General features: G+C 63.1%; 23 protein-coding genes. 14 read left to right on the forward strand and 9 right to left on the reverse strand.

The window, feature by feature from the left end; genetic code table 11:
- The first annotated feature begins 54 nt into the window (after window positions 1–54).
- Window positions 55–870 (forward strand): gamma-carboxygeranoyl-CoA hydratase, encoded by an 816-nt coding sequence (locus ACIOVD_RS05905; protein ID WP_095167844.1) that lies wholly within the window; start codon window positions 55–57, stop codon window positions 868–870.
- Window positions 870–2,819: an acetyl/propionyl/methylcrotonyl-CoA carboxylase subunit alpha gene (locus ACIOVD_RS05910; RefSeq protein WP_095167842.1), complete on the forward strand. Its 1,950-nt coding sequence runs from the start codon at window positions 870–872 to the stop codon at window positions 2,817–2,819. Before ACIOVD_RS05905 ends, ACIOVD_RS05910 begins: the two co-directional genes overlap by 1 nt.
- Window positions 2,820–2,861: 42 nt before the next feature.
- On the opposite strand, the gene ACIOVD_RS05915 is transcribed toward ACIOVD_RS05910, so the two are convergent.
- Window positions 2,862–3,518: a LexA family transcriptional regulator gene (locus ACIOVD_RS05915; RefSeq protein WP_401126612.1), complete on the reverse strand. Its 657-nt coding sequence runs from the start codon at window positions 3,516–3,518 to the stop codon at window positions 2,862–2,864.
- A gap of 130 nt (window positions 3,519–3,648) precedes the next feature.
- Between ACIOVD_RS05915 and ACIOVD_RS05920 the strand changes: the two genes are divergently transcribed.
- Complete coding sequence (locus ACIOVD_RS05920) at window positions 3,649–3,990, forward strand: DUF6124 family protein (RefSeq protein ID WP_401126614.1); 342 nt, start codon at window positions 3,649–3,651, stop codon at window positions 3,988–3,990.
- Window positions 3,991–4,513: 523 nt separating this feature from the next.
- Window positions 4,514–5,665, forward strand: a complete 1,152-nt coding sequence (locus tag ACIOVD_RS05925; protein WP_159994622.1) for a M14-type cytosolic carboxypeptidase — start codon at window positions 4,514–4,516, stop codon at window positions 5,663–5,665.
- 66 nt (window positions 5,666–5,731) lie between these two features.
- Here ACIOVD_RS05925 and ACIOVD_RS05930 read toward each other — a convergent pair whose 3' ends face one another.
- Window positions 5,732–6,274, reverse strand: coding sequence for a cytochrome b (locus ACIOVD_RS05930; protein ID WP_159994620.1), 543 nt, complete (start codon window positions 6,272–6,274; stop codon window positions 5,732–5,734).
- Entirely contained in the window at window positions 6,271–7,356 is a 1,086-nt protein-coding gene (locus ACIOVD_RS05935; protein ID WP_401126616.1) for a catalase family peroxidase, read from the reverse strand. The genes ACIOVD_RS05930 and ACIOVD_RS05935 overlap by 4 nt, the downstream gene beginning before the upstream one ends.
- A gap of 158 nt (window positions 7,357–7,514) precedes the next feature.
- On the opposite strand from ACIOVD_RS05935, the gene ACIOVD_RS05940 reads away from it, so the two are divergent.
- The 3 genes from ACIOVD_RS05940 to ACIOVD_RS05950 all read left to right on the forward strand — a co-directional run bounded on the left by ACIOVD_RS05940 (window position 7,515) and on the right by ACIOVD_RS05950 (window position 10,167).
- Window positions 7,515–8,021, forward strand: a complete 507-nt coding sequence (locus ACIOVD_RS05940; protein WP_401126618.1) for a sigma-70 family RNA polymerase sigma factor — start codon at window positions 7,515–7,517, stop codon at window positions 8,019–8,021.
- Complete coding sequence (locus tag ACIOVD_RS05945; protein WP_095167832.1) at window positions 8,018–8,770, forward strand: anti-sigma factor; 753 nt, start codon at window positions 8,018–8,020, stop codon at window positions 8,768–8,770. Before ACIOVD_RS05940 ends, ACIOVD_RS05945 begins: the two co-directional genes overlap by 4 nt.
- 83 nt (window positions 8,771–8,853) lie before the next feature.
- Window positions 8,854–10,167, forward strand: a complete 1,314-nt coding sequence (locus tag ACIOVD_RS05950; RefSeq protein WP_401126620.1) for a leucine-rich repeat-containing protein kinase family protein — start codon at window positions 8,854–8,856, stop codon at window positions 10,165–10,167.
- 118 nt (window positions 10,168–10,285) lie between these two features.
- Here ACIOVD_RS05950 and ACIOVD_RS05955 read toward each other — a convergent pair whose 3' ends face one another.
- Entirely contained in the window at window positions 10,286–10,990 is a 705-nt protein-coding gene (locus ACIOVD_RS05955; RefSeq protein ID WP_401126622.1) for a YebC/PmpR family DNA-binding transcriptional regulator, read from the reverse strand.
- Between the two features lie 231 nt (window positions 10,991–11,221).
- Here ACIOVD_RS05955 and ACIOVD_RS05960 point away from each other — a divergent pair, with 231 nt between their 5' ends.
- Entirely contained in the window at window positions 11,222–13,066 is a 1,845-nt protein-coding gene (locus ACIOVD_RS05960) for a type VI secretion system Vgr family protein (RefSeq protein WP_401126624.1), read from the forward strand.
- Window positions 13,067–13,100: 34 nt separating this feature from the next.
- Here the strand turns inward: ACIOVD_RS05960 and ACIOVD_RS05965 are convergent, their stop codons facing one another.
- The gene (locus ACIOVD_RS05965; RefSeq protein WP_095167824.1) at window positions 13,101–14,411 is read right to left on the reverse strand and encodes an MFS transporter; all 1,311 of its coding nucleotides are present in this window, start codon (window positions 14,409–14,411) and stop codon (window positions 13,101–13,103) included.
- Window positions 14,412–14,702: 291 nt separating this feature from the next.
- Between ACIOVD_RS05965 and ACIOVD_RS05970 the strand changes: the two genes are divergently transcribed.
- Entirely contained in the window at window positions 14,703–15,575 is an 873-nt protein-coding gene (locus tag ACIOVD_RS05970; protein ID WP_095167822.1) for a LysR family transcriptional regulator, read from the forward strand.
- A gap of 415 nt (window positions 15,576–15,990) precedes the next feature.
- On the opposite strand, the gene ACIOVD_RS05975 is transcribed toward ACIOVD_RS05970, so the two are convergent.
- The gene (locus ACIOVD_RS05975; RefSeq protein ID WP_095167820.1) at window positions 15,991–16,851 is read right to left on the reverse strand and encodes a LysR substrate-binding domain-containing protein; all 861 of its coding nucleotides are present in this window, start codon (window positions 16,849–16,851) and stop codon (window positions 15,991–15,993) included.
- A 109-nt stretch (window positions 16,852–16,960) separates the two neighbouring features.
- On the opposite strand from ACIOVD_RS05975, the gene ACIOVD_RS05980 reads away from it, so the two are divergent.
- The 3 genes from ACIOVD_RS05980 (at window position 16,961) to ACIOVD_RS05990 (ending at window position 19,724) form a co-directional block, all read left to right on the forward strand.
- The gene (locus tag ACIOVD_RS05980; RefSeq protein WP_401126627.1) at window positions 16,961–18,070 is read left to right on the forward strand and encodes a 2-aminoethylphosphonate--pyruvate transaminase; all 1,110 of its coding nucleotides are present in this window, start codon (window positions 16,961–16,963) and stop codon (window positions 18,068–18,070) included.
- A 79-nt stretch (window positions 18,071–18,149) separates the two neighbouring features.
- Window positions 18,150–18,977, forward strand: coding sequence for a phosphonoacetaldehyde hydrolase (phnX, locus tag ACIOVD_RS05985; RefSeq protein WP_095167817.1), 828 nt, complete (start codon window positions 18,150–18,152; stop codon window positions 18,975–18,977).
- A gap of 198 nt (window positions 18,978–19,175) precedes the next feature.
- Entirely contained in the window at window positions 19,176–19,724 is a 549-nt protein-coding gene (locus ACIOVD_RS05990; protein WP_159994605.1) for a cytochrome b, read from the forward strand.
- Here the strand turns inward: ACIOVD_RS05990 and ACIOVD_RS05995 are convergent.
- Both ACIOVD_RS05995 and ACIOVD_RS06000 read right to left on the reverse strand, forming a co-directional pair.
- Entirely contained in the window at window positions 19,721–20,653 is a 933-nt protein-coding gene (locus ACIOVD_RS05995; protein WP_401126629.1) for a 1-aminocyclopropane-1-carboxylate deaminase/D-cysteine desulfhydrase, read from the reverse strand. The genes ACIOVD_RS05990 and ACIOVD_RS05995 overlap by 4 nt on opposite strands.
- 189 nt (window positions 20,654–20,842) lie before the next feature.
- Entirely contained in the window at window positions 20,843–22,882 is a 2,040-nt protein-coding gene (locus ACIOVD_RS06000; RefSeq protein WP_159994601.1) for an NADPH-dependent 2,4-dienoyl-CoA reductase, read from the reverse strand.
- Between the two features lie 211 nt (window positions 22,883–23,093).
- On the opposite strand from ACIOVD_RS06000, the gene ACIOVD_RS06005 reads away from it, so the two are divergent.
- Together ACIOVD_RS06005 and ACIOVD_RS06010 are read left to right on the forward strand one after the other, a co-directional pair.
- Window positions 23,094–24,224 carry a carbon-nitrogen hydrolase family protein gene (locus tag ACIOVD_RS06005; protein WP_401126631.1) on the forward strand — a complete coding sequence of 377 codons (1,131 nt, stop codon included), beginning with the start codon at window positions 23,094–23,096 and terminating at the stop codon, window positions 24,222–24,224.
- A gap of 3 nt (window positions 24,225–24,227) precedes the next feature.
- Window positions 24,228–25,268: an AraC family transcriptional regulator gene (locus ACIOVD_RS06010; RefSeq protein WP_401126633.1), complete on the forward strand. Its 1,041-nt coding sequence runs from the start codon at window positions 24,228–24,230 to the stop codon at window positions 25,266–25,268.
- A gap of 352 nt (window positions 25,269–25,620) precedes the next feature.
- Here ACIOVD_RS06010 and ACIOVD_RS06015 read toward each other — a convergent pair whose 3' ends face one another.
- Window positions 25,621–26,532 carry a DUF2242 domain-containing protein gene (locus ACIOVD_RS06015; RefSeq protein ID WP_401126634.1) on the reverse strand — a complete coding sequence of 304 codons (912 nt, stop codon included), beginning with the start codon at window positions 26,530–26,532 and terminating at the stop codon, window positions 25,621–25,623.
- Window positions 26,533–26,542 lie beyond the last annotated feature (10 nt).

Here is a 26,542-nt window from a genome sequence, read left to right on the forward strand (position 1 = left end):
GACGTTCGCCGGCAAGCCCGACGCCTGCATCGAAGAGTTGTGCAGAGGTTACACATGAGCGACTTCAATACCCTGGAACTGCTGACCGATCCCCGTGGTTTCGCCACGCTCTGGCTCAGCCGCGAAGCCAAGAACAACGCGTTCAACGCCGAGATGATTCGTGAACTGATCCTGGCGCTGGACAAGGTCCAGGCCGATCCAAGCCTGCGTTTCCTGCTGGTGCGCGGCCGCGGCAAGCACTTCAGTGCCGGCGCCGACCTGGCCTGGATGCAGCAATCGGCCGAGCTCGACTACCACACCAACCTGGACGATGCCCGCGAGCTCGCCGAGTTGATGTACAACCTGGCCAAGCTGAAGCTGCCGACCCTGGCCGTGGTCCAGGGCGCGGCCTTTGGCGGCGCGGTGGGCCTGGTCAGTTGCTGCGACCTGGCGATCGGCACCGACGACGCGCAGTTCTGCCTGTCGGAAGTGCGCATCGGCCTGGCGCCAGCGGTGATCAGCCCCTTCGTCGTGCAAGCCATCGGTGAGCGTGCAGCCCGTCGTTATGCGCTGACAGCCGAGCGCTTCAGTGGCCAGCGGGCCCGGGAACTGGGCCTGCTCAGCGAAAGCTATCCGGCCAGCGAGCTGGAGTCACAGGTCGAAAGCTGGATCAGCAACCTGCTGCTCAACAGCCCGCAAGCCATGCGCTCGAGCAAAGAATTGCTGCGTGAAGTCGGCAGCGGCGCACTGAACCCAGCCCTGCGCCGCTACTGCGAAAACGCCATTGCCCGGATCCGCGTCAGCCCCGAAGGCCAGGAAGGCTTGCGCGCCTTCCTGCACAAACGTCCGCCGAGCTGGCAGACAGCATCCACCACCAAGGAGCCGCGTTGATGAGCGCACCTGTACTCACCACCCTGCTGGTGGCCAACCGCGGCGAAATCGCTTGCCGGGTCATGCGCACCGCCAAGGCCCTGGGCCTGACCACCGTGGCCGTGCACAGCGCCACTGACCGTGACGCACGCCACAGCCGCGAAGCGGATATCCGCGTGGACCTGGGCGGCAGCAAAGCGGCCGACAGCTACCTGCAGATCGACAAATTGCTGGCCGCGGCCAAGGCCAGTGGCGCCCAGGCGATTCACCCCGGCTACGGCTTCCTTTCGGAGAACGCCGGCTTTGCCCGCGCCATCGAAAACGCCGGGCTGATTTTCCTCGGCCCACCGGCCTCGGCCATCGACGCCATGGGCAGCAAGTCTGCCGCCAAGGCCTTGATGGAAACCGCCGGCGTGCCGCTGGTCCCGGGGTATCACGGGCAAGCCCAGGACCTGGAAACCTTCCGCGTTGCCGCCGAGCGTATCGGCTACCCGGTGCTGCTCAAGGCCACGGCCGGTGGCGGCGGCAAGGGCATGAAAGTGGTCGAGGACACCAGCCAACTGGCCGAAGCCCTGGCCTCGGCCCAGCGTGAAGCGCTGTCATCGTTCGGCGACTCGCGGATGCTGGTGGAAAAGTACCTGCTCAAGCCGCGCCACGTGGAAATCCAGGTGTTCGCCGACCAACACGGCAACTGCCTGTACCTCAACGAACGGGACTGCTCGATTCAGCGTCGCCACCAGAAGGTGGTGGAAGAAGCCCCGGCCCCCGGCCTCAGCGCCGAGCTGCGTAAAGCCATGGGCGAAGCGGCGGTACGGGCTGCCCAGGCCATCGGTTATGTCGGTGCCGGCACCGTGGAGTTCCTGCTGGACTCGCGTGGCGAGTTCTTCTTCATGGAAATGAACACCCGCCTGCAGGTTGAACACCCGGTTACCGAAGCCATCACCGGCCTGGACCTGGTGGCCTGGCAGATTCGCGTCGCCCAGGGCGAGCCACTGCCGATGACCCAGGCGCAGGTGCCGCTGATCGGCCATGCGATCGAAGTGCGTCTGTACGCCGAAGACCCGAGCAACGACTTCCTGCCGGCTACCGGGCACCTAGCGCTGTACCGCGAATCAGCCCCGGGCCCGGGACGTCGAGTGGACAGTGGCGTCGAGGAAGGCGACGTGGTTTCGCCGTACTATGACCCGATGCTCGGCAAGCTGATTGCCTGGGGCGAGGACCGCGAACAGGCACGCCTGCGCTTGCTGAGCATGCTCGATGAGTTCGCCATTGGCGGCTTGAAGACCAACATCAGCTTCTTGCGCAGAATCGTCGCACATCCGGCATTCGCCGCAGCCGAACTGGACACCGGATTTATCCCACGCTACCAGGAACAATTGCTGCCGGCGCCCCAGGCACTCAGCGATGAGTTCTGGCACGCTGCCGCCCAGGCCTTCGCCCAAAGCCGGCGCCCCAACGTGCGCGGCGACGACCCGAGCTCACCCTGGGCCAACGGCAATGGCTTTCGTGCCGGCTTGCCGGCTGAAACCACCCTGCACCTGTGCTGTGAAGGCCAGGACCGGGCCATTACCCTGGCGCCGACCAACGCCCACACCGCCGAGCTCAAGGATGAGCAGTTGCGTGTCGAGCATCAGGGGCTGCGCCGCCAGTTGCGGGCGATTCGCCAGGACCAGCATCTGTACCTGCAGTGGGCAGGCGAGTTGCGTTGCATCAGCGAGTACGATCCGATTGCCGCGGTTGAAGCGAGCCACAGCCATCAAGGCGGCCTGACCGCCCCGATGAACGGCAGCATTGTCCGGGTGTTGGTCGAACCTGGGCAGACTGTGGAAGCCGGTGCGCCGCTGGTGGTGCTCGAAGCGATGAAGATGGAGCACAGCATTCGGGCGCCCCAGGATGGCGTGATCAAGGCCTTGTATTGCCAGGAAGGCGAGATGGTCACCGAGGGCAGCGCGCTGGTCGAGCTGGAGTAACCGCGAGTCACCGGCAGGTCCTGTGAGCCAGGACCTGCCGGTTTAAAACCGCGCGGTGGCCTGTACCACCACGCCGATGATCCGACACTGCTCGGTAAACAGGGCTTTGGGGTAGGTCGGATTCAAGGGCACCAGATAACGTTGCCCGCTCTCCTCGATCAACTTGCGAAAGGTCGCTTCGGCGCTGTCGGCCCATTGCGCGATCACCAGTTTGCCCGGTACCGCTTCCACCGCCGGGTCGACCAGGATCAGCATGTCCTGGGCAATGCTGATGCCTGTGGGTGCGGTCATCGCATCCCCCACCACCACCAACCAGAAAGCTGCGCCCTGGGCATGGTAATCCGTCATCTCGGAGCGCCCGTTGCCGTAGGCCGGCACCTGGGCCTCGCGCACCTGCGACAGGACCCGCCAATCGCTCACCGGGTAACGAAAGTATGGGTTGTACTTTTGCGCCAGCGATCCCGGTTCTGCACCCTCGTCCTGCGCCTGCTCGACCTCCCTGAGCACCATGGCCACCTCGAGAAAACCCAATCCGAGTTCCTGCAACACCCGGTTCATGTCATCGAGGCTGGGCTGCCGGCGCTTGTTCAGCCAATGCCCGACGCCACCCTGTGACATGGCGAGACGCTCTGCGAGTTTTTCCTGAGTGATCCGTAGTTCACTCATCTTGGCCTTGACCAATTCAATCCATTTATCCATGGGCGGAACAATACTTCGCGCTGGCTGACCCTCAACACACACATTGTAGTATTTAATTTTTGGTCATGAATACAGTTAGTACTATTCTCTACCAACACCAACGGCCCCACCCTCGGAATAGGTACTCACCATGGATCTCACCGATAACACGCTGCCCACGCCGGAAACCACCAGCGACTTCAGTTCACTCAATAACTGCGCCGCCGCCCAACGCGCGCTGGACTATTACTTGAAACCCGCTGTTTCAGATCCCCAAGTCATCGAACGCTTCTTCGATGTCAGCCCTCACGTCAGTCGCGAGGAGGCCCTGGCGCATGCCTCGGACCTGTTGCGCTGTGCGGCCGCCTCCGCCCATGAGTCAGCGGACAACCTGCAGGGCCCACGCCGCGACCTGGCGTTTTCGGTGGTGCACATGATCGACATGGCAAAAGCCATGGTGGACAGGTCACTGGACGCAGAGCGGATCTACTGAGATTACGCGGTTGAAACCGAGGTAAAACGTCGGAACCTGAGGCAGGTCGCGGCGTCTGGCAAAACGACAGGAAAGATATTTCCTATGAGGCGGGTAAAAATAGTTGACTTGCAAATGATAATGATTATTATTGCATGCAGCTGGTCGCGAGATCAGTCGATAGACCAAGGGACCTTAGGTCGGACTCTTGGAATATCTCCTCATCAGGCTAATCACGGTTTTTGACCCGGCTTTTTGCCGGGTCTTTTTTTTGCCAGTTATTCTGGCTTTGGCTTCAGGCTAATGAAGACTGGTACTGCTAAATTCGATGGCGCGCATGATATCAAAAGACCACCTTTTTGCAACACAACTCACAAAAACCCGAATTAAACACTGACAAATAGCACTTGAGAATCAATCGCATAGCCACTAAGCTGCTGCAGCGTCAAGGACGACGCCCCCCTCCTTTCCCGGTAAATTGCCCTCGGCTTTACCCCTCGCCCGTGTAAAGTAGCGCCATAAAAATCATATCCAGGATGAGATTATGACCGTGGCTCAACGCTCCTTTGATATCACTGCCAACTTCGACAGCGGCAACATCGAAGTGCTGGACCTCAGCAATCCGCTACAGGCCTTGCTGGCCATCAAGCCCGACACCCGCAGCCCGCATTTCCAGTGGTTCCACTTCAAGGCCAGCGGCCTGCATGTGGGCGAAGAACACTGGTTTCGCCTGAGCAACGCCAGTAAGTCCTCCTACAACAAGGCCTGGGACGGTTACCAGGCGGTGGCCTCCTACGACCACGTCAACTGGTTCCGGGTGCCGACCATTTTCGAAGGCGACTGCTTGCGCTTCAGCCTGGAAGCCCGCGAGACTCACGCCTGGTTCGCCTACTTCGAGCCCTACAGCCGCGGCCGCCATGACTGGCTGATCGAGCAGGCGCTGAGCAAGGCCGGTACCGAGTTACTGGCCACCGGCAAGAGCGTCGAGGGCCGTGACATTCAACTGTTGCGCAAAGGCAGTGGCGCCGAAGGCCAGCGCAAGGTTTGGATCATCGCCCAGCAACACCCCGGCGAACACATGGCCGAATGGTTCATGGAGGGAGTGATCGAACGCCTGCAACAGCACAATGACCCAGAGCTCAACAGCCTGCTGGCCAGTGCCGACCTGTACCTGGTGCCGAACATGAACCCGGACGGGGCGTTCCACGGCCACCTGCGCACCAACGCCATGGGCCAGGACCTCAACCGTGCCTGGCAGAGCGCAAGCCAGGAAAGCAGTCCGGAAGTGTGGTTCGTGCAGCAGCACATGGACCAATACGGCGTTGACCTGTTCCTGGATATCCATGGCGATGAAGAAATCCCCTACGTGTTCACGGCCGGCTGCGAAGGCAACCCTGGCTACACGCCACGCCTGGCTGCGCTTGAGGAGCACTTTCGCAGCCATCTGAAACACCAGACCCGTGACTTCCAGACCACCCACGGCTACACCCGCGACCTACCGGGGAAAGCCAACATGACCCTGGCCTGCAACAGCGTCGGACAGAAATTCGACTGCCTGTCACTGACCCTGGAGATGCCGTTCAAGGACCACAACGACGCCCCGAACCCCCACACCGGCTGGTCCGGCAAGCGCTCGATGCAATTGGGCAAGGATGTGTTGTCGACCGTCGCCGCACTGGTGAAAACCCTGCGCTGATCGCTCAACGGGCCGCATGCCACAGCGCATGCGGCCCTCAGGCCTCGCCAGCAGCGCCCTGCCCGATCAGTGATCCTTGCCGGACAGCATGCTCTGCAATACGCCGTCACGCCGGATCCAGCCGTGGAACAGCGCTGCGGCCAGGTGCAGCAATACCGTGAGGAACAGCAGGTAGGCCAGGTACCCATGGGCCCTGCGCAGGAAGGCGAACAGCGCGGCATTGGCCGGCACGATTGCTGGCAATTGCACGCCAATGCCCAGCGTGACCGGATCACCCGCTGCCGAAATCATCGCCCAGCCGAGCACTGGCAAGGTCAGCATCAGGGCATACAGCAGCCCATGGGACGCCTTGGCCGCGAGCACCTGCCAATCGGGCAGGTCCGCCGGCAAGGGCGGTTGACGCGTCGAGAAGCGCACGAACAGGCGCACGATCACCAGCAACAGGATCGCCACGCCCAACGGCTTGTGCAGGTGGATCAGCCATTCATGGCGCTCGGACACCGAGGCGACCATGCCGGCGCCAATGAACAGCATGGCGATCACCAGCAATGCCATCAGCCAGTGCAGCAGCCGCGCCAGGGGCGCGAAGTGGTTCGGTTGCGCGCTCATTGGGCGGCCTCCTGTTTAGCGTCAGGCAACTGACCGACTTCGCTGGTCCGGCGCAGATAGGAGCTGGCGTAGGCGGCCGAGCGCGCGGCCAGCAACGGGTCTTTCGAGGGCTCGATGCCACTGGGCAGGATCAGCGGGTCGTAGTTGATATCCCGGCACTCGCCACTGTTTTGCGCCTGGCTGCTTTGCAGTACCAGCGTCCCGGCGTTCAGCACCTTGCGTTCGGCCGGCCAGGCTTGACTGGCATCGTCAGTGGGGTCCGTCGGATCGGCCAGGGTGATCAGCAACTGCCAGCGCAACGGCCCGGCCTGCAGGCGCTCGCGCAAGTCCTGTTCGAGAACATCAGCGCCTTGTGCGGCGCTGGTGGTTGCGCCGTCCCGGGCCTGCGGGACGACCCCCCAACGCACGGCCTGGCGTTGACCCGCCGGATTCACCAGATAAAACGCATTGATGCCGTTATAGGTCTCGGTGGCGTAGCTGGCCGAGGGTTTGGCGCTCTTGATCCAGCGCAGGAACGGCGCGGTTTCCGGGTGCGCGGCAAAAAATGCCGGGGCGGCCGCTGGGTCCGGTTTGCCCGTTGCAGGGTCTGGGCTCTGCGCCTGCTGTAACTGATAAAACGCCTGGGGTGTACCCACCGGGAACACCGGCATGCTGTTCATGCCCGTGCGCCATTGTTGCCCATCGGCCTGAGTGAAGCGCAGCGCCAGGCTACGGATCGGCACGCTGGTATCTGGTGCGTAAGGATTGCCGCTGGGCAAGGCAAACCGCCCGACCACCGGGGTTCGTGCAGCGTTGAACACCTGCGCGGTGGAATAGGCACGCGCCTCGTTGCTGCTCTCGAAATAGCCGATCACGCACACCCCCTTGGCGTGGTTGCGGCGAAATCCTGGGTGAACGCCGTTGTTGGTTTCAAGCACGCTGACCAGTGCCTTGGGAGTCAAGCGCTGTGGGTCGAGAGAACCGTTGACGTAGGCAAAGGCCACGGCCATGGCGCCAACCACCAGGCCAATCGCTGCCAGGCGCAGGGCCAGGCTGACGGGACTTAAAGGAAGCCTGTCGGGGGGTGGGGAACGATCTACCATGTAACACTCCAGGGCCGGGAACGGCGTGTGGCAAGGATCAGGCAGACGTTGCCCTTCGACGTTTATTCCATGGCCCGATGTTTATTTCTGCGCCACGGGAATAACCTCCACTGCCAAGCGTCTCTCTGGTCCCAAGCGTAGTGACTGGCCCACCCACCATGAACCCTCTCGACGAACAGTTACGTGAACTGATCCCCAGGCTGCGTCGCTTTGCGGTCTCGCTGACCCGCAATTCCAGCAGCGCCGACGATCTGGTGCAGTCGTGCCTGGAGCGCGCGCTGTCGAGTTGGGGCAGCAAACACCCGGAGGGCGATCTGCGGGCCTGGCTGTTTGCGATTCTGTACCGGCAGTTTCTCGACGCCCATCGCCGCTCCCGGCGTTATGCGCGGATGCTTGAGTTTTTCACCGGCCGCGACGAGCCGCAGCCTTCGCTGGAGCGCACAGTGATTGCGCAGACCACCCTGGAAGCCTTCGACCGGTTATCCACCGAGCAGCGGGCGCTGTTGCTCTGGGTTGCGGTGGAGGGCTTGAGTTATAAAGAGGTCGCCGAGATCCTCGGGGTCCCGACCGGCACCGTGATGTCTCGTCTGTCCCGGGCGCGCCAGGCTTTGCGTCAGCTCAGCGACGGTGAAATCAGTAGCCCTTCCCTGCGGAGACTCAAATGATCAGCATGCCGCCCAGCGTCAATGACCTGCACGCCTACGTCGACCATCAGCTCAACGATGCCGACCGGCGCCTGGTGGAGACGTACCTGGCGGCCAATCCGCAGATGGCCGGGCAGGTACGCGCCTGGCAGCAGGACGCCCAGCGACTGCGGGCAGCCCTGGGCGGCGCCTTGCAACAACCGGACAACCCCGACCTCGACCCGGGGCTGATTCGCCAACGCCGCAAGCGCCAGTCCCGGCGCCAACTGGCCAGTGCCGCCCTGCTGCTGATCGCAGTCAGTGTCGGCGGCCTGGGTGGCTGGCAAGCACGGCAAATGACGCTCAGCGGTGGCACCCTGCCGATGACTGACGCGATGCAGGCGTACCGGATGTTCGCCCAGCAAGGCCTGCTGCCGGCCGACTATCGGGTCAGCGATGACGGCGACATGCAGGGCTGGCTCGATCATTATTTTGCCCACGCCAACCGCCTGCCGGACCTCGCCAACGCGGGTTTCCAGCCGGTCAGCGCACGTTTGCTGAGCACCGACCAGGGCCCGGCGGCCATGGTGATGTATGAAGACCAAGGCGGGCGCAAGATCAGCTTCTACATCCGCCCGCCCGGCCCGCGGAACTACCTGCTCCCCAAAGGCAGTCGCAGCGACGGAGAATTGCAGGCGCAGTACTGGTCCGGGGCCGGCTACAACTATGCGATGGTCAGCGAAGCCCGCGACCCGGCTACCCAGGTCATCCAGCAAACGCTGAAGTTCTAGCCGCCAGACCCGGACGTTTACCGTTATCATTCCAACGTTTGCAGGCTCGACGCCGCCCTCTCTTCCATTGACTGGATGTGTTCATGCATACCCTTGCACAACTGCGATCCGGCGAGTTGGCCGGGATCAAACGACTGGACCTGTCGTGCGGCCTGGAGGAGTTTCCCGAGGAAATTTACAGCCTGGCGGACTCGCTCGAAGTGCTCAACCTCAGCGGCAACGCCTTGCGCCAATTGCCGGACGACCTGCACCGACTGCGCCACTTGCGGGTGCTGTTCTGCTCGAACAATCTCTTGCGCGAACTGCCGGCCAGCCTGGGTCAATGCCAGCAACTGAGCATGATCGGCTGCAAGAGCAATCACCTGCAGCGGGTCCCGGCCACGGCCCTGCCGCCACAGTTGCGCTGGTTGATCCTGACCGACAATGAACTGGAGCAATTGCCCAGCGAACTGGGGCAACGCCCCCTGCTGCAAAAACTCATGCTCGCCGGCAACCGGTTGCGCAGCCTGCCCGCCAGCCTGGGCCAGTGCCATCGGCTGGAATTGATCCGCATTGCCGAAAACCAACTCAGCGAACTGCCCCAGTGGTTGCTGACCTTGCCGTCCCTGGCCTGGCTGGCGTATGCCGGAAATCCGCTGGAAACCGAGGCCGATGCCAGCGCGCTGGCCGCCACCGCACACATCCCCTGGGCGCAATTGCAGCTGCAGCAGCGCCTGGGCGAAGGCGCTTCGGGGGTGATTCATCAGGCACGGTGGCAGCCGTCATCACTGCCGGAGCGCCAGGTCGCGGTGAAACTCTACAAAGGCTCGATGACCAGCGACGGTTCGCCCCTGCATGAAATGAACGCCTGCCTCAGCGCCGGCACTCATCCGCAGCTGATCAGCGTGCTGGGGCGCATCGTCGACCATCCACAGCAACAGGCCGGCCTGGTGATGGGGTTGATCGACCGCAGTTATCGCAACCTGGCTGCCTTGCCCAGCCTGGATTCCTGCAGCCGCGACGTGTATGAGCCCGACACGCGCTTTAGCGCCGAAGTGGCATTGAACATCGCCCGCGGCATCGCCTCGGCCGCTGCGCACCTGCATCGACAGGGCATCACCCACGGCGACCTGTATGGCCACAACACTTTGTATAACGATCAGGGCGACTGCCTGCTGGGGGACTTCGGCGCAGCGTCCTTCCATGCCCGCGCCGAGACCCTGGAAACCCGCGCACTGCAACGCATCGAAGTGCGCGCCTTCGGGATTCTGCTGGGGGAGTTACTGGCGCGGATCGACTCCGGCCTGAGTGCCGCACGACGCGAGGTACTGGAGAGGTTGCAGCGCCAGTGCTGTCAGCCCCAAGTGCTGGCACGGCCCGGGTTCAACGAAGTCGTGGAGCAATTGGAAAGTCTGTGACCGCTGCGCGGTCAATAGCGAGCAGGCTCGCTCCCACAGTTGACCGAGTTGCCTGGTCGGGCGCGATCTAATGTGGGAGCGAGCCTGCTCGCGATGACGGTGTCACTGGCGAATCAGATCAACCCGCCAACCCGACAAACATGTCCTGCACGTCATCGTGGTTGTCCAGGCCTTCAAGGAACGCTTCGACTTCTTCCATCTGCGCGTCAGTCAAGCCGCTGACCGGGTTCTTCGGCTTGTAGCCCAGTTTTGCCGACAACACGGTGAAACCCTGCTCCGGCAAGGCTTTCTGCACCGAATCGAGGTCGGTGGCTTCGGTGATGAACAGGGTCGCGCCGTCTTCGGCGGGTTCGAAATCCTGGGCACCGGCTTCGATTGCAGCCATCTCCGGATCGGCGTCCGGAGTGTCCGGCGCTGCCTCGATCATGCCCACGTGGTCGAAGTCCCAGGCCACGGAACCGGAAGCCCCCAACTGACCCTTGCGGAACGCCACGCGGATTTCCGCCACGGTGCGGTTGATATTGTCGGTCACGCACTCAACGATCAGCGGTACCTGGTGCGGGGCAAACCCTTCGTAGGTCACACGGTGGTACTGCACGGTCTCACCCAGTTGACCCGAACCCTTCTTGATCGCCCGTTCCAGGGTTTCACGGGGCATCGAGGCCTTCTTGGCCTGTTCCACCACCAGGCGCAAATGCGCGTTGGTTGCGGTATCGGCACCGTTACGCGCAGCAATGGTGATTTCCTTCACCAGCTTGCCGAAGATTTTCCCCTTGGCGTTGGCTGCCGCTTCTTTGTGTTTAACCTTCCACTGTGCGCCCATAACTCACTCTCTTGATCTGTGGCGCCGAGACATCTATTGGCCGACGCTTTGCGCAAGTTTATACGGCAAAAAGTTGGCAATCGACCAAAAACTGCAGTGGATGAGCGACATCACCACAAGCGCTTGTAGGGGCTTTCTGAAATGCGCTTAGGGGCTGACTATTAACCCTCAGTGTTTCGTACCCTCGATGTCCCGAACTTCAAGGCACAAGGGTGTGTGATGCACAACGACATGGAAAGCCCCCCGGGCCTGAGCCCAACCCTGACCCTCCCCGAGCTCGCCTTGAGTTTTGCGGTGCGTCAGTTCAAAGGGCACGAAGCCCTCAACCAGCTGTACCAACTGGAGATCGAATTGCTCGGCCCCGCTCCGGCGATTCGGCTTGAGCAGTGGCTGCACCAGCCGGCCTACCTCAGCCTGGGTGCGGATTGCGGTCGCCACGGGATCGTCCAGTGCGCCGCTCTGATCGAGGCAAGCGCACGGCAGATCACTTATCGTCTGACCCTGGCACCTCGCCTGGTAGCCCTGGAGCAAACGCCACGACGGCGTGTGCGGCGTGAGTTGAGCGTGCCACAACTGCTGCACCAGCTGCTCGAAGAGCACAACCTGCCCGCCGACAGTTACCGCTTCGAGCTGCACCATGGCGAGTACCCACCGCGGGCGCTGTGCATCCAGTACGACGAAACCGACCTGCACCTGCTGCATCGGCTGTGTGAAGAGGAAGGCATCCACTTTCACTTTGAACACCAGCACGACCGACATGTACTGGTGTTCGCCGAGGACAGCGCCAGCTTCACCCAGCACCCGCTAGAGACCGCCTTTGCGCCCAGTGCCGACCAGCCGGTGATCAGCCAGTTGTTTCAATGTCACAGCCGGCTCGACTCCGCGCCGCGCCACAGCGTTCAGCCACGGGGCGAACCACAGGAGTCGAGCCCCGCGCCGGCAGACGCCGCCAATCAAATCGCTCAGGCCACAACCCAGCAGCACCAGCTCCAGTTGAGCCGGCGCGAGCTCGAACGGCTGCGGTGCCTGCACCGGCAAGTCCAGGGGCACAGTACCCAGCCGGGTCTGTGCAGTGGCGGCATCCTGCAAGTCAGCGGCCATCCTGTCGCAGTGTTCAATGACCAGTGGTTGCTCTGCGAGGTCGAGCACCAAGGCTCAGCGAACCTCTACCGCAATCAATTCACCGCCATTCCCTGGTCCAGCGAATTCCGCCCGGCGCTCAAGCACCCCAAGCCGCGCATCCACGGTCAGCAAATCGGTCGGGTAGTAGAGCCGGCAGTGCTCGACGCACTGGGTCGGGTGGAGGTCCGGTTGTGGCCTGAGCAGGACGTGGGTGATGCGCCCTCGGGGCTCTGGTTGCCCAGGGTCCAGGTGGCCGCTGCCGCCACGCAGGTGCCCGCAGGCGGTAGCGAAGTCCAGGTCAGCTTCCTTGATGGTGATCCCGATCGACCGGTGTTGTATGACACCGACCTCGGCGTGGTGCGCAATGGCCCGGCACGGCACGCTGAAGAACACCCCATCAGCCTCACAGCCAATGGCAACGTGCTGCACTTGACTGCAGACAGCATCACCTTGGTCGGCCCACTGTTCAGCCCCACACCCACCCCTGGCGTGGACCCCCTCGAACAATCCAGGCTACCTCAGCCCCAGCACAGCGGCTGGAGCGGTGAGATCTCGCTGTTCGAACGCCCGCCCGCGACCACCGACCGCCTGGCCCACGCCAACTGGTACATCGTGCGTATGCCACGCCCCGGCCTCAAGGAGTTGAGCGGCCTGGATCGCAGCGACGTGGTCATGCAGGGCACCAGCCTGGCGTCGGGTAACCTGGCGCTTTCACCCGCGCAGAAAAAACAGCTGGCCTGCGAGTTCGCCCGCACCCCGGACCAACTGTGCCTGCTGTATCCGGGGCAATGCGTGGCGCTGGCCGAGTACTTCCAGCAACACTGGAACAGCGAGCAACGCCTGAGCTTCATTGAGAGTGCCAGGCCCACCAGCCCGTCTGCACGCACGGGGCACAACCAACTGTTGTTCGACTGGTTGCTGCCCCACGCCGGCAAGGCGCCCCGGTCAGGCTAAGAGCGGCGGCAGGGAGCAATCAGCTGTGCAGTGGCTAAATCGTTACCGGCACCGTCGGCACAAGCGCACGGTTAGGTTGCAGCCCTGCCGGGCGGCTGTTCCAGTGGGGGATCAGCACCAGGGCAGAAAACAACGCGCAACCGGCAAACACGATGAACACCGTGACCGTGTCGAAGTAGCCCGGCAGCAGGCCGCCGAGGATCGCCCCGACCGAACCGCAGCCGTTGACGAAACCAGCGGCGGTGGCGCCGGCCTTGGCGGTGCCGAAGTCAATCGCGGCCGCACCGCTGATCATCGAGTCCGGTCCATACAGGGTCAGGCCCATGACAAACAACAAGGCCACTACCAGCAACACGCTACCGGTCTGCAAGGCGCCCATGAACAGCGCCAGCGAGACAGTCAGGGCCAGCAGGCTCAAGACACAGGCCGGCAAGCGCCGCGCACCGAACAGTTTGTCCGAGGCCAGGCCAATCATGATCGGCCCCAGCAACCCCGCCAGCTCGAACGCGGTGGGGATGATCGCTGCCCCCACCTTGCCCACGGAGGGCATTTGCTCGAAGACGATCACTGGTCCCCACAACAGAATCGCGTAACGCGCTGGCTTGAGCATGAAGTACGCCAGGCCCAGGGTCAGCACCGTGCGGTTGCGCAGGATTTCGCGCAGCGGCGCCCACATACTGATCCGGCTTTGCGCATCTGCCTCGGCAGCTGTCAGTTGCGGCTGCGGCTCCACCGCCGGCAAGCCGACGTCTTCAGGCTGGTTGCGCTGAAAGATAAAAAACAGCAGCGCCACCACTGCCACCACCGCGGCACTGGAAATGAACGCCGCATGCCAACTGCCCACCAGGGTATAGGCCCACCAGCCGACAAAAGGCGAAGCCACCAGGCCGCCAAAGGCGTAGCACGAACTCCACAGGCCCAGCACCCGGCCGCGTTGTTCGGCGGGGTAGAAACTGCCGAGATTCTTGCACAGACCGGACCACCCGGTGGCCTGCGCCAGGCCCTGGATGACCATGCAGGTAGCGAAGATCGGCAAGGTGGCAAAGGTGCCCATCACCAACGCCGCCAAGGCTGAGATCAACAATCCGCCGAACACCACCACCCGCGGCCCATAGCGATCGGCGAGGATGCCCCAGGTGAACTGGCCGACGGCATAGGCTGCCAGGTAGAGCCCGTCGAGGTTGGCCATGGCCATTTTGTCGAGGTGAAAGGTAGGGTCTTCACCGATCCCCAGCTTGGCCACGGAGAACGCTTTGCGAGTGAAGTAGAAGGCCGCGTAGGCGAGCCAGGTAATGGCGAAGATTTGCACGCGCCAACGCTTGAGGGTGCCGATGTGCTTTTGCATGGTGGATCTGACCTCAGGGTGTGAGTGTGCCGGCAGATTCCGAAAGCCAAACGCCTGTATTTTTATTGTTCAGCACTGCGCCAGGGCCCCTTGGAGGGCGGGCGTTACCGGTCAGATGAGTCCTGCTCCATCGCTGTCTCGAGATGTTCCATGCGCGCCAGGATCATGGCCACCGCCGTGGGTCGACTGACCGACCTGCGGGGCTAGGTACGATAAAAACAGTTACTGTTGAATAAGAGAAATCGATTTATCGTATTTCAAATATACGCTCAGCCTGTAAGAGGTCACGCGATGTCGGTATCCCACGCCCAGCTCAAAGCTTTCCATGCCGTGGCCAAACACGGCAGCTTCACCAAAGCCGCCGAACGCTTGTTCCTGACTCAGCCGGCAATCTCCGACCAGGTGCGCAAACTCGAAGAGCGTTTTGGTGTGTTGTTGTTTCATCGCAACAAGCGCTCAGTGCGCCTGACCGACCTGGGTGAGCGCCTGTTGAGCATCACACAACGCCTGTTCGTGATCGAAGCCGAGGCCCAGGAACTGCTGCACGACTCCCAGGCACTGCAGACCGGCAGCCTGATCCTGGCGGTGGATGCCCCGGTCCACGTGTTGCCGCAAATCGCCCGGTTCTGCGAGCGCTATCCCGGCATCAGCGTGAAGATCGAAACCGGCAACACCGACGAATCACTGTTTCGCCTGTTCAACTATCAGGCTGACCTGGCCTTGCTCGGACGGGACGTCAGCGATGCACGCCTGCTGACACTGCCGCTGCGCAACGACCCGATGGTGGCATTCGTTTCCCGCAGCCACCCCTGGGCCGACCGCGAATCGATCTGCCTGGCGGACCTGGACGACACTCCGCTGGTATTACGCGAAATCGGTTCGGTGACCCGCCAGACCCTGGAAGAAGAAATGGCCCGGGCCGGCCTGCGCATTCGCCCGGCGATCCAGGTGGAGGGCCGTGAGGCCGCACGGGAAGCCGTAGTGGTCGGGATTGGCGTGGGCGTGGTCTCGGCCGCCGAGTTCGGCGCCGACTCCCGGGTTTGCGCTCTACCGATTATCGATTGCACCCGGCGCCTGACCGAAACCCTGGTGTGCCTGCGCGAACAGAGTTCACGGCGCGTAGTGGCGACGTTTTTGCAGATGGTGCGTGAGAGCCTGGAGTAGGCAGGTCCGGCCCCATCGCGGGCAAGCCCGCTCCCACAGTGGTTCTGGGTGTTCGCAGATTTGGGGGGCATCCACTCAGCCTGTGGGAGCTGGCGCCCGCTTGCGGCGCCCGCTTGCGGCTTGCCAGCGATAGCGGTATGTCAGGCACCATCGATGTTGAATGGACCGGCCCCATCGCGGGCAAGCCCGCTCCCACAGTGGTTCTGGGTGTTCGCAGATTTGGGGGGCATCCACTCAACCTGTGGGAGCTGGCTTGCCAGCGATAGCGGTATGTCTGGCACCATCGATGTTGAATGGACCGGCCCCATCGCGGGCAAGCCCGCTCCCACAGTGGCTCTGGGTGTTCGCAGATTTGGGGGACATCCACTCAGCTCCATCAATGTGAGCCTGCTAGCGATAGACGCGCCACATTCCATCAGGCGGGCGCCAGGGCAAAAAACGCCTGAATCAGGCGCAGGTCCCGGCGCCGCTGCATGCAGCCGATCAAGTGCCGATTGACCAGCCCCTCACCGATGATCGGCACCGCGCGCACCCGCGGGTCGTGACTGACCTCGACCGACGACACCACCCCGACCCCAAGTTCCGCCGCCACCGCCTCGGTCACCGCTTCGCGGCTGTCCAGTTCCAGCAGCACCCGAGGGGTGATCCGCGCCTGGCTGCAGGCCTCATCGAAGGTACGGCGGGTGATCGAACTCGGCTCCCGCAGGACCATGATCACCTGGTCCAGCGCCTCAAGGCTGATGCCCTGGTCCAGGCTCGACCAGGGGTGACCGGCGGGCACCAGCGCGCAGATGCGCGACTCGCTCAGGGCTTGCAGGTGCAGGCCCTTGCGCGGCTCGACTTCGGTCAGGACCGCCACGTCGGCGTGCTCGGACAGCAGCGCCGCGAGGGTTTCCTGGGCGTTGCCCAAGCGCAGGTTGACCGTGATGCCCGGGTAGCGCGCCCGCAGGCTGGCGAGCATCGGCATGACCATGTGCGGCCCGTCCGCCGCGACTTCCAGGCGCCCGGTCAGCAACTGCCGGTTGGCCTCGAGCATCACCTGGGCTTCTTCGGCCAGGCCGAACATCGCCCGGGTGATCGCCGCCAGCTTGGTGCCCTCCTCCGTCAGTTCGACCCGCCGTGCGGTGCGCCGCAGCAGCGTGATCTGGTAGTGCTCCTCCAGCGCCTTGATGTGCCCGGTGACTGCCGGCTGGCTGATGAACAGACGGGCAGCGGCCCGGGTAAAGCTGCCCTCACGGGCCACCGCATCGAATGCGCGCAGCTGGAACAGGTTCATGAATAAGCCTTACTGATGATTGGCATAACAACAAACAATTTGATTGATGGCGCGGCAAATTGCAATTTATCTCCCGTAGCTTCATCCCATCGATAACGAGGACACGCGAATGAGCACTGCCGAACCCATCCTGCTCACCCCCGGCCCACTGACGACTTCGGCCCGCACCCGCCAGGCAATGATGGTCGACTGGGGTTCATGGGATGACCGCTTCAACCAACTGACCGCCAGCCTCTGCGAACAACTGCTGAGCATCGTCAACGGCGCCGACAGCCACCACTGCGTGCCCCTGCAAGGCAGCGGGACCTTCGCCGTCGAAGCGGCGATCGGTACCCTGGTGCCCCGCGACGGTAAAGTGCTGGTGCTGATCAACGGCGCGTACGGCAAGCGCCTGGCGAAAATCTGTGAATACCTGGGCCGCTCGTTCAGCACCTTCGAAACCGCTGAAGACGAGCCGACCACCGCCGCCGACGTCGACCGCCTGCTGCGGGCCGACACCAGCATCACCCACGTTGCGCTGATCCACTGCGAAACCAGCACCGGGATTCTCAACCCGCTGGCAGAGATTGCTCAGGTCATCGCCGAGCACGGCAAACGCCTGATCATCGACGCCATGAGTTCGTTCGGTGCGCTACCGATCGACGCCCGGCAAGTGCCCTTCGACGCGCTGATCGCCGCCAGCGGCAAGTGCCTGGAAGGCGTGCCCGGCATGGGTTTTGTCTTCGCCAACAAGGACGCCCTGGCCAATGCGGCCGGCAACTCCCATTCGCTGGCCATGGACCTGTTCGACCAGCACAGCTACATGGCCAAGACCGGCCAGTGGCGCTTCACTCCGCCGACCCACGTGGTCGCGGCGCTCCACGAAGCCCTGCTGCAATACCACGAAGAAGGCGGCTTGGCGGTTCGCCACCAACGCTACGCCGACAACTGCCAGGTGCTGCTCGAAGAAATGGCCAGGCTTGGCTTGCGCAGCTTCCTGCCGACGGCCATCCAGGCGCCGATCATCGTCACCTTTCACGCCCCGCAGGACCCACGCTATCAATTCAAGGAGTTCTACGAACGGGTCAAGGCCAAGGGTTTCATCCTCTACCCGGGCAAGTTGACCCAGGTCGAAACCTTCCGCGTCGGCTGCATCGGTCACGTCAACCAGGCCGAGATGCGCGCCGCAGTGGCCGCCGTGGCCGAGGTCTTGCGCGAGATGGAAGTGCTCGACATCTGACTGTTCAGTGCTCAGCCGGACGCAGGCTACGCCAGCTGCTGCAGGGTTCACTATTTCCCAAATACAGGATTCGCAAACCATGAACTACAACAACCCAACTCAACTGCAAGCCGCCATCCTCGACTGGGCCGGCACCGTAGTCGACTTCGGCTCGTTCGCGCCGACCCAGATCTTTGTCGAGGCGTTCGCCGAATTCGACGTGCAGGTCTCCATCGAAGAAGCCCGTGGCCCGATGGGCATGGGCAAGTGGGACCACATCCGCACCCTGTGTGACCAGCCACAAGTGGCCGAGCGTTATCGCAAGGTGTTTGGCCGCACCCCGACCGACGATGACGTGACCGCCATCTATCAACGTTTCATGCCGCTGCAGATCGAAAAGATCGCCGAGCACTCGGCGCTGATCCCTGGCGCCCTGGAGACCATTGCCAACCTGCGCCAGCAAGGCATCAAGATCGGTTCCTGCTCCGGCTATCCGAAACAGGTGATGGACAAGGTGGTCGAGCTGGCAGCCACCAACGGCTACATCGCCGATCACGTGGTCGCCACCGACGAAGTGCCCAACGGTCGCCCATGGCCGGCCCAGGCCCTGGCCAACGTCATCGCCCTGGGCATCAACGACGTCGCCGCCTGCGTGAAGATCGATGACACCGTACCCGGGATCCTCGAAGGCCGAAGCGCCGGGATGTGGACTGTCGCCCTGATCTGCTCCGGCAACGCGCTGGGCCTGACGTACGAGGGCTATCGCGCCCTGGGCAGCGACACCCTGGCTATCGAGCGCGAGCGCATTCATCGCCTGTTCGAAGGTTCGCGCCCGCACTACATGATCGACACCATCACCGACCTGCCGCAGGTGATCGCCGACATCAACAAACGCCTGGCCCAGGGTGAGATGCCACAAAGCAGCTGATCACCCTCGCGCCCGACAAAGCGCCAGCCCTTGACCGGGGCTGGCGCTTTTTTTTGGGTAAAGCCCTGTGACAGAGCGCTATACGTAGGACAAAAGCCTGACCTGGCTCAGGCAATTCCTTCCTAACAGGATTACAGTGAAGGCACTCCGTCGCACAAGAATGGAGATTTGTGACCTGAACAGTGAGGAAAAAACCCTATGCCCTGGAAGAACTCTGTCTCACGCTACAGCAGCGTATCGATCGCACTGCACTGGTTGATGCTGGTGCTGCTGGCCGTGGTGTACGCCACCATCGAACTGCGGGGGATTTTTCCCAAAGGCAGTGGCGGACGGACCCTGATCAAGGAAGCGCACTTCATGCTCGGCCTGACCGTGTTCGTCCTGGTCTGGTTGCGCCTGTTCGCCCGCAGCCTGGGGGTGGCACCGAAAATCGTACCCACTCCACCGCGCTGGCAAAGCCTGCTGGCGACCCTGATGCACGTCGCGCTGTATGTATTCATGATCGGCATGCCGATCCTCGGTTGGCTGATCACCAGTGCCGCCGGCCATCAAGTGATGTTCTATGGCATCGACCTGCCAATGCTGATCGGCGAAGACAAGGAGCTGGCCAAGCAGATCGAAGGCTGGCACGTGCTGGGGGGCACCATCGGTTACTGGCTGATCGGCCTGCATGCCGTGGCCGGACTGGCGCACCATTATTTCTACCGCGACAACACCCTGCTACGGATGATGCCCAAGCGCGGTTAACCACCTGCCTGGGAGGTAAATCCCCGGCGGCCCTGCAAGCCGCCGGTGTGCACAAAGATCCAGCGTGTGCCGGGGGCCACGTGCCCCGCCTCGACCTGTTGCTTGAGCGCCAGCAAGGCCTTGCCGGTGTACAGCGGCTCCAGCGGCAGACCACTGGCCTGCTCGGTGGCCTCGATGAACGCCAGCAGCACCGGGTCGACCTTGGCAAAACCGCCACGGCTGCCATCGATCAGCCGATAGTCGCCACCTGACCAGCCGCCCTGCGCCAGGATCGCTGCGACCTGCCCGGCCACACCGTGGTCGTCCGGCACCGCCGACACACCCTGCACCGCATGCTTGCCCGCCTCGGCCAGTACCAGGCCCGCCAGGGTGGTACCGGTCCCGCAGGCCAGCCACCAACCGTGGTGATCGGTCCAGCCCAGGCCAGGCAACTGCTCAGCGACCAGGTCCAGCAGTTGCCCGCAACCCCGCGCACCCGCCAAGCCGCCACCGCCCTCGGGGATTGGCGCAAACCCCGGGTACTGCGCCAACCACGGCTGCCAGAACCCAGGTTCATGCCGGGCTCGATAGCCGCCGTAACCCAGCCAGTGCAGGTGCATGCCGAACGCCTGCAGGTCTTGCACCGTGGCATTGGACTGGGGATGCCCGCGCAACAGGCCGACGGTGGCAAAGCCAAATCGCTTGCCGGCCGCCGCCAGGGCGTGCAGGTGATTGGACCAGGCACCGCCCAGGCTGATGACGCCCTGCGCTCCCGCCTCGCTGGCGAGCCTGAGATGATCCATCAGCTTGAACCACTTGTTGCCACAGATCAGCGGGTCGATCAGATCCAGGCGCAGCACCGCGACCTCGACACCGGCACGGTCGAGCCAGTCCAGGTGCAGGGGTTCGAGGGGAGCGCGGGGAGACCAATCGGCAGGTACGCAAAACATCGGCAACATCGTTCACCAGAAGTGGAACGTCAGTCTACCAGCCATGCACCTCGTAGCAGCTGCCGAGCCTGCGAGGCTGCGTTCGGCTGCGAAGCAGGCGCCAAGGACCCACGCCAACCCGGCGAGGACTGCGTCCTCGAACGCAGCCTCGCGGGCTCGACAGCTGCTACAGGGCCAACGTGGGTTGGCTTAGAGCTCAGCCGCCAGACGCGATCCCTGGTTGATCGCGCGCTTGGCATCGAGCTCCGCCGCCACGTCCGCACCGCCGATCAGGTGCACGTTCTGCCCAGCGGCCAGCAGGCCGTCATACAGTTCACGCAGCGGGTCCTGGCCGGCGCAGATCACAATGTTGTCCACCGGCAACAGTTGCGGCTCGCCAGTCTCACCAATGCGAATGTGCAAGCCGGCGTCGTCGATCTTCAGGTACTCGACGCTGTTGAGCATCTGCACCTGCTTGTTCTTCAGACCGGTGCGGTGAATCCAGCCGGTGGTCTTGCCCAGGCCGTCGCCGACCTTGGATTTCTTGCGTTGCAGCAGGAACACCTCGCGGGCCGGGGCATGCGGCTCGGCCTTGATGCCGGCCACGCCACCGCGCGCTTGCAGGTGAGTGTCGATGCCCCACTCCTTCCAAAAGGCTTCGCGGTCCTGACTGGTGGACACACCCTGGTGCACGAGGAATTCCGACACGTCGAAACCGATACCGCCGGCGCCGATTACCGCGACTTTTTTACCGACCGGCTTGCGCTGCAGAATCACATCCAGGTAGCTCAGCACCTTGGCATTGTCGATGCCGGGAATCGCCGGCAGCCGTGGCGCGATACCGGTGGCCAGGATCACTTCGTCGTAGCCGCCGGCGACCAGTTGTGGCACATCGACCCGAGTGTTCAGGCACAGCTCGACATGGCTGGTCTGCAACTTGCGGTTGAAGTAGCGCAGGGTTTCGAAGAACTCTTCCTTGCCCGGCACACGTTTGGCGACGTTGAACTGACCGCCGATTTCGCTGGCCGAATCGAACAGCGTCACCTGGTGCCCGCGCTCGGCGGCAACAGTGGCGGCCGCCAGCCCCGCAGGCCCGGCGCCGACCACGGCGATCTTCTTGATCTGCTGCACCGGCAGGTAATTGAGTTCGGTTTCGTGGCAGGCACGCGGGTTGACCAGGCAGGAGGTCAGCTTACCGCCGAAGGTGTGGTCCAGGCAGGCCTGGTTGCAGCCGATGCAGGTGTTGATTTCATCGCCACGCCCGGCAGCCGCCTTGTTGACGAACTCCGGGTCGGCGAGGAACGGCCGTGCCATCGAGACCATGTCGGCATCGCCTTCGGCGAGGATCTGCTCGGCGACTTCCGGGGTGTTGATGCGGTTGGTAGTGATCAGCGGAATACCCACCGAACCCCGCAACTTGGCGGTGACCTTGCTGAAGGCTGCACGCGGCACCTTGGTGGCGATGGTTGGAATCCGCGCTTCGTGCCAGCCGATCCCGGTGTTGATGATCGTTGCACCAGCCTGCTCGATGGCCTTGGCCAACTGCACGATTTCTTCCCAGGTGCTGCCGCCTTCCACCAGGTCGAGCATCGACAGGCGGAAAATGATGATGAAGTTCGGGCCGACAGCTTCACGCACGCGGCGCACGATTTCCACCGGCAGGCGCATGCGGTTTTCGTAGGCGCCACCCCAGCGGTCGGTACGGTGGTTGGTGTGGGCGGCGAGGAACTGGTTAATGAAATAACCTTCCGAGCCCATGATCTCGACGCCGTCGTATTCGGCGGTTTGCGCCAGGGTGGAGCAGGTGACGAAATCGCTGATCTGTTTCTCGATACCTTCCTCGTCCAGCTCTTTGGGCTTGAACGGGTTGATCGGCGCCTGGATCGCGCTCGGTGCCACCTGTTTCGGGCTGTAGGCATAACGCCCGGCGTGGAGGATCTGCATGCAGATCTTGCCACCGGCCTCATGCACCGCACGGGTGACGATCTGGTGTTTTAGCGCTTCTTCAAGGGTGGTCAGCTTGGCCGCGCCGCCGTACACCCCGCCCTCTTCGTTCGGGCCGATACCGCCAGTGACCATCAGGCCAACGCCGCCACGGGCACGCTCGGCAAAGTAGGCCGCCATGCGCTCGAAACCGCCCGGTTTCTCTTCCAGCCCGGTGTGCATCGAACCCATCAGGGTGCGGTTGCGCAACGTGGTAAAACCCAGGTCCAGCGGGGCCAACAGGTGCGGGTAGTGAGCGGCGGCCATCGGTAACTCCACAACGAGTGATCACGGAAAAAGTGCGAACGCTCTTGGGCGTCCATCGGTTATGGGTCACAGACTAAGAGCCGGCCCGCCTGCACTCAATGACCGTAACTGACAAGTTACTGATCCAAATGTGCAGCCCCCCTTGGCATTCGCCGGCATGGGGCCTACCCTAGTCGACGAACCCTGCACACGGCTGATCTTTAGTTTTCTCATGCGCAAACTTCTTTACCTGACATTCGCCATGGCCCTGCTCGCCGCCCTCACCACCTACGCCATGTGGACCGCCGAACGACCGGTGGGCCATTACCTGTCCGACCTGCGCATCCAGCTCGCAGTGGATCAGGGCGTACCCGGTGACCGGGGCAACCTGCTGGGGATCCAGCCAGAGCTGTTCCCCACCGACTATCAAAGTCCCGAACGCCTGCACCGCAAGCTCGCGGCCTACTTGCAGCAAGCGCGCGATCAAGGCCTGCTCAACGCCAAGACCATCGTCGTGCTGCCTGAGCACATCGGCACCTGGTTGATGGTCAGCGGCGAGAAGGACGAGCTGTACCAGGCCAGCACGTTCGAGGAAGCCATGAACTGGCTGGCGGTGAGCAACCCCCTGCCGTTCCTGCGGGCGCTGATCGGCGCCCAGGGTGAGAGCCGCCTGGAGGATGCCCACCTGCGCATGAAGGCCAAGAGCATGGCCCGCCAGTACCAGGCGCTGTTCGGCGGCCTGGCCCGGGAATTCGACATTACCCTGGTCGCGGGCAGCATCGTGCTGCCGGAGCCGACGGTCAAAGACGGCGCCCTGAGCATTGGCCGGGGTCCGCTGTACAACACCAGCCTGGTGTTTGGCCGGGACGGTGCGCCCATCGGCCAGCCGCAACGGCAGTTGAGCCCGACCCTCACCGAGCAAGAGTTTATCCGGCCCAGTGGCGACCGGGCCGTCAACGTGATCCAGACGCCCGCCGGACGTCTGGGAGTGCTGATCGGCAACGACAGCTGGTACCCGGACAACTACCGCAAGCTCAACGACCAAGGTGCCGAATTGATCGCGGTACCGGCGTTCGTCACCGGCCGCAGTACCTGGGATCAACCCTGGCGCGGTTACCAGGGCCCCTCCACTCCCAGTGAAATCAGCCTCAAGCCCGGCGAACTCAGCGAAGGCCAGGCCTGGCACCGCCTGACCCTGACCGCACAGCCGCCGAGCAGCCTGGCCAATGCCGGGGTCAGCGTGTTCCTGCGTGGCCAGTTCTGGAACCAGGGCAGCGCCGGCCAGAGCTTCCTCAGCAGCAACGGCCAGCACTTCGCCGATGGCGAAGCCCGCGGTGCCCGTTTGCTGAATATCTGGTTGTAACCCATGAAACCGCTGCCGATGCGCCTAGGGGACCTGTCCGTCGGCTTTGTCCATAGCCTGGCGGATGCCGTGCGCAGTCACGGCTGCGATCCACAACCGCTGCTGGAGCAATACGGCCTGGACCCTGCGCGCCTGGCCGAGGCCGGCGCTCGGCTGTCGATTCCGCGCTACATGCGCCTGGGCCACGCGGCCATCCAGATGACGGGAGACCCAGCCCTGGGCCTGCGCATGGGCCAGCTCAGTCGGTTGGGTCAGGCGGGGCTGGCCGGGGTCACTGCCGCCCAGGCACCGACGGTGCGCGAAGCGGCGCGCTGCCTGATTCGCTTCGAAGCCTTGTATGGCTCCAACTATCGCGGCCAGTCGAGCTTCCATGAGGATTCCCAAGGGGCCTGGCTGCGGTTCTACTCCATCAGCCCGTACAACGCCTACAACCGTTTTGTGGTGGACTCGATCATCGCCGGCTGGTTGCAGCAACTCTCAAGTCTCTGCCCCCAACCACTGCGGGCCGAGCGCATCGAGATCGAATTCCTGGCACCCGACTACGCCGAGCGCTATGCCGTGCTGGGGGACTGCGCCTTGCAGTTTGGCGCCGAGCATAACCAGTTGCGCCTGAGCCAGGCCAGCCTGGCGCAACGCAACCCCGAGCACTGTCCCAGCACCTGGCGCCTGCTGCTCCAGCTGTGTGAGCGGGAGCTGGAGCAATTGACCCGCACCCGGAGCCTGCGCGAACGCATCACGCAGCTACTGGGGCCGTTGCTCAATGGCGGTCGTGAACCCGACCTGGAAGAAGTGGCGGCACGCTTGAAGTTGCCGACCTGGACCTTGCGCCGCAAGCTCGCTGAAGAGGGCACGCAGTTTCGCGCGATTCTCAACGACACGCGTCGCGACCTGGCCATGACTTATATCCGCGACACGGAACTGGCCTTTGGCGAAATCGCCTACTTGCTGGGGTTTGCCTCGGCCGAAGCCTTTCAACGCGCCTTCAAACGCTGGAACGGCCAGACGCCCGGCGAGTTTCGCCGCAGCCATCGGCAATCGGCCTGAAGCCCTCGCAAACTCGCAACCTGTAACTTGCAGCGGCTGCACTACAACTCGGTAGCGTCGTCCGCAGGCTCCAGCGGGTCGAGTTCGAATGCCTGATATTCCAGCAGCTCTTCTTGATAATCGTCCATTGCGAATTCCCTTTTAGTCGTGTCGAAAACCGTTGCACCAATGACCTACGCCATCAGCATAAAGTGCCCGCATGAAAGAAAAATGACGCGGGTACACGGTGGCTCCTGCCAATAAAACGTAGCAGACCCTGAAGAATTTATCATGGGCGCCGGATAGCGCAGTTTGATGCAGGTCAAGCGCCCGGCTGCGTTACCCCACAGGGGCCGCAGCGCTGGCTGACAGGTTACTGGCCGGAGGGCGGCATAGGTGTGATCGGCTCGCTCGGGGCGGGCAGCGAATCTGGGTTGGCCGGGGGTGAGATCACTGGCGGCACGGCTTGCGGCATGGGTTCCAGTGTTGGCTCCAGCGCAGGTTGCGGGGCGGTCTGCGGGGCGGGCTCGATGACGTTCGCAGGCGTGATCGGTGCGGCTTCGGGCGGTGGTGCTACCGGTTCGGATGCCGCCGGCGCAGTGGGCGCTGGCTCAAGCGTCGCAGGGGCAACGGGTTCGGCGGCAGGCACTGGCACAGGTTCTGGCGCAGGTTGTGCGGCAGGCGTCGGTGTGACTGGCGCGGGCTTGGCTTCTGGTACGCCGAGGTCCGTCTTGGGTTTCTCGGTGATATGGGCGGCCTTTTTTACATCCGGTGGCAGGAACAATTCCACCAGGGCAAAAAAGCGCTCATAGAACTTGCCCGAGGTGACGGTTTCACTCGCGACCTTGACCATCGAATCATCGGAGGAGCCGATCGGCATCGATACCGACCCCAGCACCCCTACCCCGAGGCTGGCGGAGTTGTTGGTCTTCTTCAACGCGTAGCGGTCCTGCAAGGCGTTGGCAAACATGGTCGCGTGATGGCTGCTGTCTTCGGCGCAGACCACGCTGAAACTAATCTCCATGTGGGTGTCGCCGGTCTGCTGGAAGCTCTTGTGGCCACTGATCAGTTTTGGATCGGAACTGGTGATGATGTAGCCCTGGCTCAGCAAGGCCCGGCGAGCAGCTTCACAGGAAGCGGTGTCGGTCACCGGATACTTGCGCGAGAAGGTTCCGGAGTCGTCGAAGTTCTCATGCTCATAAATGGCCTGGTCCTTCGCGCAACCAGCTGCGGCAGCCAGCACCAGCGCCAGTCCCGCGGTACGCATAGGGAATGATGTGAACATTGAACATCCT

The sequence above is a fragment of the Pseudomonas sp. NPDC087626 genome (assembly GCF_044743405.1).
Classification (GTDB): Bacteria; Pseudomonadota; Gammaproteobacteria; order Pseudomonadales; family Pseudomonadaceae; genus Aquipseudomonas.

Bases quoted from the DNA above. Each gene is read 5' to 3' on its own strand.
- ACIOVD_RS05950 (WP_401126620.1), top strand. From the start codon at position 8,854: ATGCATACCCTTGCACAACTGCGATCCGGCGAGTTGGCCGGGATCAAA.
- ACIOVD_RS05920 (WP_401126614.1), top strand. From the start codon at position 3,649: ATGGATCTCACCGATAACACGCTGCCCACGCCGGAAACCACCAGCGAC.
- ACIOVD_RS05975 (WP_095167820.1), bottom strand. From the start codon at position 16,851: ATGAACCTGTTCCAGCTGCGCGCATTCGATGCGGTGGCCCGTGAGGGC.
- ACIOVD_RS05970 (WP_095167822.1), top strand. From the start codon at position 14,703: ATGTCGGTATCCCACGCCCAGCTCAAAGCTTTCCATGCCGTGGCCAAA.
- ACIOVD_RS05930 (WP_159994620.1), bottom strand. From the start codon at position 6,274: ATGAGCGCGCAACCGAACCACTTCGCGCCCCTGGCGCGGCTGCTGCAC.
- ACIOVD_RS05960 (WP_401126624.1), top strand. From the start codon at position 11,222: ATGGAAAGCCCCCCGGGCCTGAGCCCAACCCTGACCCTCCCCGAGCTC.
- ACIOVD_RS06015 (WP_401126634.1), bottom strand. From the start codon at position 26,532: ATGTTCACATCATTCCCTATGCGTACCGCGGGACTGGCGCTGGTGCTG.
- ACIOVD_RS05925 (WP_159994622.1), top strand. From the start codon at position 4,514: ATGACCGTGGCTCAACGCTCCTTTGATATCACTGCCAACTTCGACAGC.
- ACIOVD_RS05990 (WP_159994605.1), top strand. From the start codon at position 19,176: ATGCCCTGGAAGAACTCTGTCTCACGCTACAGCAGCGTATCGATCGCA.
- ACIOVD_RS05995 (WP_401126629.1), bottom strand. From the start codon at position 20,653: ATGTTTTGCGTACCTGCCGATTGGTCTCCCCGCGCTCCCCTCGAACCC.
- ACIOVD_RS06000 (WP_159994601.1), bottom strand. From the start codon at position 22,882: ATGGCCGCCGCTCACTACCCGCACCTGTTGGCCCCGCTGGACCTGGGT.
- ACIOVD_RS05915 (WP_401126612.1), bottom strand. From the start codon at position 3,518: ATGGATAAATGGATTGAATTGGTCAAGGCCAAGATGAGTGAACTACGG.
- ACIOVD_RS05965 (WP_095167824.1), bottom strand. From the start codon at position 14,411: ATGCAAAAGCACATCGGCACCCTCAAGCGTTGGCGCGTGCAAATCTTC.
- ACIOVD_RS05905 (WP_095167844.1), top strand. From the start codon at position 55: ATGAGCGACTTCAATACCCTGGAACTGCTGACCGATCCCCGTGGTTTC.
- ACIOVD_RS06005 (WP_401126631.1), top strand. From the start codon at position 23,094: ATGCGCAAACTTCTTTACCTGACATTCGCCATGGCCCTGCTCGCCGCC.
- phnX (WP_095167817.1), top strand. From the start codon at position 18,150: ATGAACTACAACAACCCAACTCAACTGCAAGCCGCCATCCTCGACTGG.
- ACIOVD_RS05945 (WP_095167832.1), top strand. From the start codon at position 8,018: ATGATCAGCATGCCGCCCAGCGTCAATGACCTGCACGCCTACGTCGAC.
- ACIOVD_RS05980 (WP_401126627.1), top strand. From the start codon at position 16,961: ATGAGCACTGCCGAACCCATCCTGCTCACCCCCGGCCCACTGACGACT.
- ACIOVD_RS05940 (WP_401126618.1), top strand. From the start codon at position 7,515: ATGAACCCTCTCGACGAACAGTTACGTGAACTGATCCCCAGGCTGCGT.
- ACIOVD_RS05935 (WP_401126616.1), bottom strand. From the start codon at position 7,356: ATGGTAGATCGTTCCCCACCCCCCGACAGGCTTCCTTTAAGTCCCGTC.
- ACIOVD_RS06010 (WP_401126633.1), top strand. From the start codon at position 24,228: ATGAAACCGCTGCCGATGCGCCTAGGGGACCTGTCCGTCGGCTTTGTC.
- ACIOVD_RS05955 (WP_401126622.1), bottom strand. From the start codon at position 10,990: ATGGGCGCACAGTGGAAGGTTAAACACAAAGAAGCGGCAGCCAACGCC.
- ACIOVD_RS05910 (WP_095167842.1), top strand. From the start codon at position 870: ATGAGCGCACCTGTACTCACCACCCTGCTGGTGGCCAACCGCGGCGAA.